Origin of the sequence: Streptomyces kebangsaanensis (assembly GCF_001906585.1) — a bacterium.
Lineage (GTDB): Bacteria > Actinomycetota > Actinomycetes > Streptomycetales > Streptomycetaceae > Streptomyces > Streptomyces kebangsaanensis.
In genome coordinates this window covers 446976-453879 of sequence record NZ_JUJA01000167.1, presented here as the reverse complement: position 1 = coordinate 453879, position 6904 = coordinate 446976, and the positions used below count along the sequence as shown (strand labels likewise).

The 6904-nt window shown below is 68.0% G+C and carries 9 protein-coding genes; 3 read left to right on the top strand and 6 right to left on the bottom strand.

The annotated features are described in order from the left end of the window. Positions 1-62: 62 nt before the first annotated feature. Entirely contained in the window at positions 63-446 is a 384-nt protein-coding gene (locus RH94_RS36825; protein WP_073946048.1) for a transposase, read from the bottom strand. A gap of 160 nt (positions 447-606) precedes the next feature. Between RH94_RS36825 and RH94_RS36820 the strand changes: the two genes are divergently transcribed. Further along, positions 607-1077 carry an AAA family ATPase gene (locus tag RH94_RS36820; RefSeq protein ID WP_199881137.1) on the top strand — a complete coding sequence of 157 codons (471 nt, stop codon included), beginning with the start codon at positions 607-609 and terminating at the stop codon, positions 1075-1077. A 446-nt stretch (positions 1078-1523) separates the two neighbouring features. Here the strand turns inward: RH94_RS36820 and RH94_RS36810 are convergent, their stop codons facing one another. From RH94_RS36810 to RH94_RS36790, 5 genes are all read right to left on the bottom strand, one after another. Further along, positions 1524-2786 carry an IS701 family transposase gene (locus RH94_RS36810; protein ID WP_407697410.1) on the bottom strand — a complete coding sequence of 421 codons (1263 nt, stop codon included), beginning with the start codon at positions 2784-2786 and terminating at the stop codon, positions 1524-1526. Positions 2787-3106: 320 nt separating this feature from the next. Continuing rightward, on the bottom strand, positions 3107-3319 hold the full coding sequence (locus RH94_RS36805; RefSeq protein WP_073952617.1) for a hypothetical protein: 213 nt from the start codon (positions 3317-3319) through the stop codon (positions 3107-3109). A gap of 183 nt (positions 3320-3502) precedes the next feature. Beyond that, complete coding sequence (locus RH94_RS46885; protein ID WP_073952616.1) at positions 3503-3616, bottom strand: DUF397 domain-containing protein; 114 nt, start codon at positions 3614-3616, stop codon at positions 3503-3505. A 55-nt stretch (positions 3617-3671) separates the two neighbouring features. Next, complete coding sequence (locus tag RH94_RS36795; protein WP_073952615.1) at positions 3672-3857, bottom strand: DUF397 domain-containing protein; 186 nt, start codon at positions 3855-3857, stop codon at positions 3672-3674. After that, positions 3854-4714, bottom strand: coding sequence for a helix-turn-helix domain-containing protein (locus RH94_RS36790; protein ID WP_073952658.1), 861 nt, complete (start codon positions 4712-4714; stop codon positions 3854-3856). Before RH94_RS36790 ends, RH94_RS36795 begins: the two co-directional genes overlap by 4 nt. A gap of 448 nt (positions 4715-5162) precedes the next feature. Between RH94_RS36790 and RH94_RS36785 the strand changes: the two genes are divergently transcribed. Both RH94_RS36785 and RH94_RS46250 read left to right on the top strand, forming a co-directional pair. After that, a complete protein-coding gene (locus RH94_RS36785; RefSeq protein WP_073952614.1) occupies positions 5163-6266 on the top strand; it encodes a PASTA domain-containing protein in 1104 nt (367 codons plus the stop codon). 460 nt (positions 6267-6726) lie between these two features. Next, positions 6727-6904 (top strand): DUF6408 family protein (locus tag RH94_RS46250; RefSeq protein ID WP_324614347.1); only part of this gene is annotated, 178 nt, incomplete at its 3' end.

Sequence of the window (6904 nt, the reverse complement as noted above, 5' to 3'; positions counted from 1 at the left end):
GATGCCCAACTTGCCCTCGATGCCGGCGAACGCGTCATCGACCACCGGGTCGGCTGCGGTCCTCAGTCCGCGCCCTCGGAGATCATTTCCAAGAGCGCGGAAGCTTTTCCCATGACCTCCAACGCGGCTTTGTTCCGGGCCAGTTCCTTCTCCAGCCGTTCCACCTGGCGGCGCAGCTTCTCGTTTTCCGTCTCTGCGGCCGACTTCTTAGGCCGGGCCGGGCTGGTGCGCTGGTCGACCAGCTTCTCCAATGCCCCGGCATCCCGCGCGGCCCGCCATTCCTTGACGTGCGAGTGGTAAAGGCGCTCGCGGCGCAGGACAGCGCCCTTCTCGTTCTTGGGTGCGGCGTCGTACTCGGCCACGATGCGCAGCTTGTACTCCGGACTGAAGGAACGGCGCTTCGGCCTGGGGGCCGGGTCGGACTCGGCGGGGTTGGTGCTGGTCATGAGGGGGTGGTTCTCCTGTCGTGCCCTCTCAGGCTAACCCGACTAAGCGGGGCGTCTCACCCAAGGCTGACAGAGAGGGGTGCGCCGACTGACCGTGACCCGGACTGACGACCTCTACACACTCGTCTCCGAAATGAGGCGGCTCGCATAGGCTCGCCCCGTGAAGGTCTTGATCACCGGGATGTCGGGGACCGGCAAGTCGACTGTGCTCCATCTCCTGCGCCTGCGAGGACACAGGACGGTGGACACCGATACCGACACCTGGAGTCGATGGGTGACGCTGCCCGACGGTTCCACCGACTGGGTATGGCGTGAGCAGGCCATCACAGACCTGCTCGGCAGCCATGACGGGGGCAGCCTCTTCGTGGCCGGCTGCAAGACCAACCAAGGCCGGTTCTACCCGCTGTTCGACCACATCGTGCTGCTGAGCGCGCCGGCCGAGGTGCTGCTGGCCCGGATCGCCGCCCGGACCGACAACCCCTACGGCAAACGGGCCGAGGAACGAGACGCCGTTCTCCACCACCTGACCACCGTCGAACCACTGCTGCGTGCCACCGCGACCGCCGAGATCGACGCCACCGCGCCCATCGAACACGTCGTTCAACTACTGGAAGAACTCGCCGAGCACTGACCTCGGGTCGTCGAGGCGCACCCGGAAGGTGAGAGCCGCACCGTGGTGATCCATCTGAATGACGGCTTCACAACAAGCGCAAGCCTCCGGCTCCCCTGGCACACTGGCCGAGGTCGGCGAGACGGTCACGTACACCTCCACCGCTCCCAAGGCCATGCCGTCCGTCCTGTCCGGTGGAGGCGGTGTCTGTCCCGCATCGGACCACCGAACCCGAGGCCCAGGGTGCCTGCGCCGAAGGTGCCGACCGCGTCGCTCGCCGTCAGCAGAGTGATCTCGGGCGCCTTCGGCGTGCCTGAGACCCGAACCTCCAGAGACGAGCCTCCTAGTAGTGCTTTGTTAGGTTCTGTGGTGGGGTTCTGGGGTCGGCGCTGGCTGGCCGCATATCGAGCATGCGCCGGTCCAGGTGGCCAGCAGGGCCTGGAGCTGGCGGAGGACCGCGTAGAGGGTCAGGCCGGCGCAGGGACTTTTGGGTCGAGTCGTAGAAGGGTGCAGAAGGCCTGTGCCAGTGCGGCGAGGGTGACATGCCGGTGCCAGCCGTGGAAGCTGCGGCCTTCGAAGTGGTCCAGGCCCAGGCCGTCCTTCAGTTCCCGGTAGTCGTGCTCGACTCGCCAGCGGATCTTGGCGATCCGCACCAGCTCACGCAGCGGGGTGCCGGCGGGCAGGGTGGACAGCCAGTAGTCGGTGGGCTCGGCGGAGCCCGGCGGCCACTCGGCCAGCAGCCAGCACTCGGGCAGCGAGCCGTCGGCGCCCCGGCGGATGGTGCGGTTGGCGGGGCGGACCCGCAGGGCCAGGAAGCGCGAGCGCATCTCGGCGCGGGGGTTGTTCTTGGTGGACTTGCTGCCCTGGCGCCAGGTGACGGTCCGCGCCGCGCCGCGTCCGGCGGCCAGGGCCAGCGCGCGCAGGGTGGTGTGCGGCGTGGGGTAGGCCGGCACGGGCGGGCGGCCCCGGCCGCTGTAGGGCGGGCGTTCGGGGACCGCGTCGCCGGGGTGGGCGGTGGTGGTGGCCTTGACCGCGACCGCGTAGGCCAGGCCGCGCTCGGTCAGCCCCTGCCGGAAGCCGGTGGCATCCCCGTATCCGGCGTCCGCGACGACCGGCAGGCCGGGCAGCTCCCACTCCTCGCGCATCTCGTCGAGCATCTCCAGGGCCAGGCGCCACTTCTCCCGGTGCCGCTCGGCCTCGGGGACACCCGCCCTGACCCGTCGCCTGCGGATCGCCTCGGCCAGCAACACGTCCTCGCCCTGCCGGGCGTCGTCCCAGCTCTCGGGGAGGAACAGGCGCCAGTCGGCGGCCGAGGAGGCCCGGTCGGACACCAGATTGACGCTGACCCCGATCTGGCAGTTGCCGCGCTTGCCCAGCGCGCCGCAGTACATCCGGGCCACACCCGGGGAGTCGTAGCCGTCCTTGGGGAAGCCGACGTCGTCGATGGCGTACGCCTCGGGCGCGATGTGCGCTGCCGCCCAACGCGCCAACCTCTCCCTGACCTTGGCGTAATCCCAGGTCGAGGAGGAGACGAACTGCTGGAGCTGCTGGTGGTCCACCCCCAGGCGCTCGGCCATCGGCTGCATCGACTTGCGCTTGCCGTCCAGCATCAGTCCGCGCAGGTACAGCTCGCCCTTCGCCCGCTGGTCCCGCCGGGCCAGCGAGCCGAGCATCTCCGCCGCGAACGCCTCCAGACGCGGACGGACCTGTTCCATCTCCTCAGGTGTCACACCTGGCAGGAGATCACAACCCCACTCCCACTGGGACAGCCGGGCCACCTAACAAAGCCCTACTAGGCCTTTGCCCGCATTGACGGCAAGGCGTCGCAGCCCCGTCGCGTTCTGGGGAAGCGGTACCTTCACCATAACGCCACCAGAGATCTTCTTCAGAGAGACTGCTGCCTCCCCTGCAGGGCTCAAGGCCACCCACAGATTGAGCACTGGCCACGTTCGATTCAATGGACGGCGACGCGGGCCGATCTCCATATCGTGACCTTATCCGCTCGTCAGATGGGTGAACGGTGCTGCACATGCAGCAGTGTTCCTGTGCTTCAGGCGGAACCACTCAAGTCGACGAGACGCACGGATTCCGACAGCACTGACCGGGCGCCCTCGAAGTCGGCGAGGCGGGCCGCGACCGTGGCGACGGCGGTGGCCTCGTCGCCCTCGGCGAGGGCCGCCCGGTAGCCGCGCAGCGCGTCGATGACGGTACGGCGGCGGGCGGTGCTGACCTGGGCGGGGCGGGTGAGTCCGGTGGCACTCACAAGGAGCAGTGTCCCACTGGTGTCCCCGCCTTCATACCGTCCTCGTGCCCTCCGAGCCTCCCGCCGCGCGTACGGAATCCGCACGTCACCTTCCGTTCCCCTCTTCCCGGAACCGGTTGACGGTGACTAACGGACGCTGATGGAATCACTCTCCGTACAAGCAGCAAGGCGCTCACGGACCACTTATTCCGTGGCATATCCGAGGAAATCACCCCACGTGGATGAGGAGACCGCGAACTTCGGCCCTTCCTCCTCCTGCGAGTCCCGCACCTGTACAGCTTCGGGAGCATGATCGATGACCGAGCCAGTCCGGCGACGGTCGCAGCAGCGCCGCCGCCGGTGCGTGTACGGCTCAGGCCTCGGCCGCGAACGTCACGAAGCGCGCCCAGCCGCCCCGGTCGACGGCGAAGGAAGGGCGCGTCACGTCCTTGGAGTCCCGGACGTGGATGGCTTGTTCGGTGACGGCGACCTCAATGCAGCTGTCTCCCTGCGCGCTGCTGTAGCTGGACTTGAACCAGTCGAGTTCGGACGTGTTCATAGCGCTCCTCGCATCCGCTCCAGCAGGCCCACGGAGTCCTTCGGGGAGAGGGCCTGCGAGCGCAGTCTCGCATAGCGCATGTGCAGTCGGCTGACCTGTTTCGGGTCAGCAATCAGGCGCCCGTTCTCTTGCCCTTCAGAGTAGCCACGCCAGCTTCCGTCAGGCGTTTCCAGCAGCTGGATGGGGCCAGCCATGCACGCGTGGTGCTCGGCGTCCGCGGGCATGATCTGCAGCGTTACGTTGCGCGGAGCAACGGCCTCAATCACGTGCTCGATCAGACCACGAGTCACGCTCGCACCGCCGAGACGGCGCACGAACACAGACTCCTCGACGATGAAGTCGAAGGCGGTGTTGGGACGCTCACTCAGCAGGCGTTGCCGCTCCAATCGCGCCTGCACCGTGGCCTCCAAGACCTCGTCCGACATCGGCGGGATGTCGTTGTCGCAGAGGGCGCGCATGTACCCCTCCGACTGCAGCAACCCCGGTACCAACCGACACTCATACGTACACAGACTCACCGCCACCCCCTCCAGTCGAGCCCACCGCCGGAACCACGCCGCCAGCCCCACATCCCCCCGCGTCAGGAACCGAGCCGACTTCCGCAACGCCCCCGTGTTCCCCAGCGCCCCCTCCGCCCGCTCCACGAACGACTCGTCCGGCATCCGCCGCCCCAACTCCACGGACTCCACCGTGTGCTTGGAGAAGCGCACCAGCTCCCCGAACTCCACCCGGCTCAGACCCGCGTGCTCCCGCAGCGCCTGCACCACAGCCCCGAACGTCCGCAGACTGTCCGACGGGCCCGGTTCCCGCTCGCACTCCCCGCCCGGCACCGCCGGTTCGACGCGGTCGGTCGTCATCGAGGCCCACCTCCAGGTGTACACGTGCCAGTTCCCTCTGCTGGAGAACGACCAGAGTGGCCAACCGGAATTCGTACAGTCCACCGAACGTGTCCGTACGCTGACCCAGCGTACGGAGCGAAGTGGTTGTCTCGTCAGCTGCTCTCGGCCGAGGACGCGGACTGCACCCCGGGCGTCTTCCAGTCGCCATCGGGCAGCCCGAAGGATAACGAAATCACCAAGTACGGCGAGTATCGCACCAAGCGCCCCATACTCACCGAGTACAACCGCACGACGCAGTCCCCCCTGAAAGTCCCCTCGTCGCCGACGAGAACCGCACGTCCGCCCTCGCCCCGCCCCGGGCCACGCCCCCCGACACCCTGTCTGACAGCCCGAGTCCCCCGACAGGCACTGCCGGAGTGGGACCAGCCCGGTTCACACCACGGAAACACGGAAACAAGAGCGCCAGATGAACCCTTACAACACCCCACCGCCATCCGGACCCTGGTGGAAGACCACCCCCGCCGTGCTCGGCATCCTGGCCTTGGTAGCCCTGCTCGGCGCGCTCAGCTTCCCCCTCGGCTTCATCGTGATGATCGCCGCCATGGTGGCGGTGTGGGTGTTGCCGCCCTGGCGCTGGTTCGCCAAGCTCGGCGCGACGTTCGGAGCGTTCGTTCTCCTGACGGCCGGCGCGGGCCTGGGCGGACAGCTCGACGACGGCGGGAAGGACAAGCCCGACGCCAAGGCGCGGAACGAGGACGCGGTGAACGCCAACGTCACGTCGTCCCCGACCTCTCCCAAGGTCCTCAAGATCGCTGACTACACGGGCAAGCGACTGGACGAGGCGACAGAACAGGCACGAGCCGCGGGACTCACCACCGGTCACCATGACGCAGCCGAGGAAAACCGCTCGATCGTCGTGCCGTCCGGATGGAAGGTGTGCTTCCAGAAGGGCAACGCGACCGCGAAGACCATCGACTTCGCCACGGTCAAGACGGGCGAGCCATGCCCGGAGCAGGACGGCGGTCCGCTCCCCTGGCCAGTGATGCCGGACGTCGTCGGCGTCACCTACAACGCGGCCGTCAAAGACTTGGACCGGGCCGGTATCGACCTCGACCGCGTCACGCTTGACGACGTCTACCTCGACATCGACTCCCCCACCGCCGACGAGGCAGCCGAGGACGGCGACGAGTGGCGGGTGTGCTTCCAGTCCCCCGGCAAGGACACGAAGGTGACCTCCACCACCACAGTCCGTCTCGACCTGGGCAAGTGGTCCGACGCCGACCTCGTCCGGCACTGTCCGGGAGCGAAGGACACGACCTACAAGATTCCGGCCAACGACCCCGATCACGAGAGCAGCAACAGCACTGGCAGGGAAAGCAGTTCGTCAGGCGGCGGCTCCTCGTCCTCCTCCGGTGGCTCCACCAGTGGCTCCACCGGTGGCGGCGGCAGCGTCGGCACGGTACACCCCGGCTCGTTCTGTTCCCCGCCCGGCGCAACCGGCGTCACGAAGGCAGGAACTCCCATGGTCTGCGGCCCAGGCTCCGACGGACGCAACCGCTGGCACTCCTGACCTCGTAGGCCTTCGTCCCGCGACCGTCCTGTTCCCCCTCCGCCAAGCCCTGGGGCATCCATGATCCTGACGAGTGCGACGCAGAGCCCACTCCGGACGCCTTGAGGCGGCCCCGGCGTCACAACGGACAGGGCATGAATACGCCTGCCGGGCCCGTAGCGGAGAGGGCGGCGGAGGACGCGCTCGGCCACCGGGACGCATACGCGGAGGTGACGCACGAGGCACTGTTCCGTCGGTGGGCTCCTCTGCGGCAGGAGGCGAAGGCGCGCGCCGAACGGCTGTGTGAGCGAGCCGGGTTGGAGCGGTGAGCCGAAAACAGATGATGCCAACGTGGCGCTGCACTACTGTTGTTCTCCGCTGCGCACCTTCCCGGAGGGTACGTCGGCGGTGCTCATGTGCCGGTCCTCGGCTGTGACTGACGGGTGGTTTCCACTGCGTGCTGCACGCGGTGTGAGTGCGGATGCCCGGTAGGGCGGTCCCTGCCATTCCCAGCTCACATGCCAAGGAGTGGATGCACGTGAACCCCGTTGAGTACAAGCCTGCACGTCGTAACCGGCTTCGCGAGATTCTGGTCGACGTCGCCGCGGGTGTCGCCACCCAGCTCGTGGTGGCGGGCCTGACGGCGGCAGCGCGCCTGC